Raw genomic sequence first — 1,524 nt, 5'->3', positions numbered from 1 at the left:
CCCAGGATGGTGTCGTGCCGGCGCCCCCCGACAGCGTGTCGTTGCCGGCAGTGCCTGTCAGCGTCTCGTTCTGTCCGACCGCCAGGTCGTAGGAGACCGGCGTGACGGAGACCGTCGGCTTGTCGGCCACGGCGATGACGGTGACGGCCAGCGTCGCCTGGACCGGGACCGGCGACAGGCCGCGGTCGGTGGCGGTGGCGGTGACTGTCAGGGTGAAGTCGACGTCGCTGTCGCCCTTCGGCGTTACTTTCAGGCCGGCCAGCTGGTCCGGGGTCAGGGTCCAGGTGGTGGTGCCGTTGGTCTCGGTGACATAGGTGCCGGCACTCAGCGTCGCCCCGGCGGGGACGCCGGCGATCCTGATGCTCAGCGTCTCCGACCCGTCCAGATCGGTCAGGGCGGAGGTGATGTTCAGCGCAATGGCGGTGTCCTCATCGCCGCTCGCGGCGGTCACCGTCAGCGTCGGGGTGTCGGTCACCGGGTTGACCGTCACCACCAGAGGCAGGGTGGTGGTCGCCTCCGCGGCGTTGCGGTCCTTGGCGATGGCGGTGACGGACAGGGTGATGTCGTCGTCGCTGTTCGGCGGCGGCGTGATCGTCAGGCCGGCCAGCTGATCCTTGGTCAGCGTGATCGAGCCGTTGGTGACCGTCAGCGTGCCGTTCAGCGTGTTGGCGAGCGTCGCCCCGGGGGGAATCCCGCCGATGCGGATCGTCAGCACCTCCGACCCGTCGGTGTCGGTCAGCGCCGGATCGATGGCCAGCGCGATGGCGGTGTCTTCACTGCCGGTCACCGGGGTGACGCTCAGCGTCGGCGTGTCCGACACCGGGTTTACGGTGACCGTGAGGGGGGCGCTGACGCTGACCGGAGCGGCACCGCCATCCTTGGCGGTCGCGGTCACGGTCAGGGTGAAGCTGTCGTCGCTGTTCAGCGGCGGGGTGATCTTCAGGCCCGCGAGCTGGTCCTTGGTCAGCGTGATCGAGCCGTTGCTGATCGTCAGCGTGCCGTTCAGCGTGTTGCTGAGATGCGCACCGTCGGGGATGCCGTCGATGGTGATCGTCAGCGTCTCCGACCCATCAGTGTCGGTCAGCGCCGGATCGATGGCCAGCGCAATGGCGGTGTCTTCATCGCCACGCGCAGCAGCCACCGACAGGGTCGGCGTGTCGGTCACCGGATCGACCGTTACATGCAGCGTCTGCGTCGTCGTCGCAACCGCCGCACTGCCGTCCTTGGCCGTCGCCGTCACGGTCAGATCGAAGTCCACGTCGCTGTTCAACGGCGGCGTGATCTTCAAGCCGGCAAGCTGCGCCGGCGTCAGCGTGACCGAGCCGTTGCTGATCGTCAGGGCAGTGCCGGCATCATTGCTGAGATGGGCACCGTCGGGAATGCCGCTGATGGTGATCGTCAGCGCCTCCGACCCGTCGGTGTCGGTCAGCGCCGGGGTGATCGTCAGCGCGATGGCAGTGTCCTCGTCACCCCGCGCGGCTGAAACCGCCAGGGTCGGTGTGTCCGACCCCGGATCGACCGTAA

1 protein-coding gene is annotated in these 1,524 nt (G+C 68.3%); it reads right to left on the bottom strand.

Annotation, left to right across the window (positions count from 1 at the left end; translation table 11 throughout):
* A partial coding sequence (locus I71_RS10595) for a hypothetical protein (RefSeq protein WP_042694708.1) occupies window positions 1–1,524 on the bottom strand: 1,524 nt, incomplete at both ends.

It is taken from the genome of Azospirillum sp. B506, from assembly GCF_000333595.1.
In the GTDB taxonomy this organism is placed as follows: domain Bacteria; phylum Pseudomonadota; class Alphaproteobacteria; order Azospirillales; family Azospirillaceae; genus Azospirillum.
This window is presented reverse-complemented; position numbering and strand designations above follow the sequence as displayed.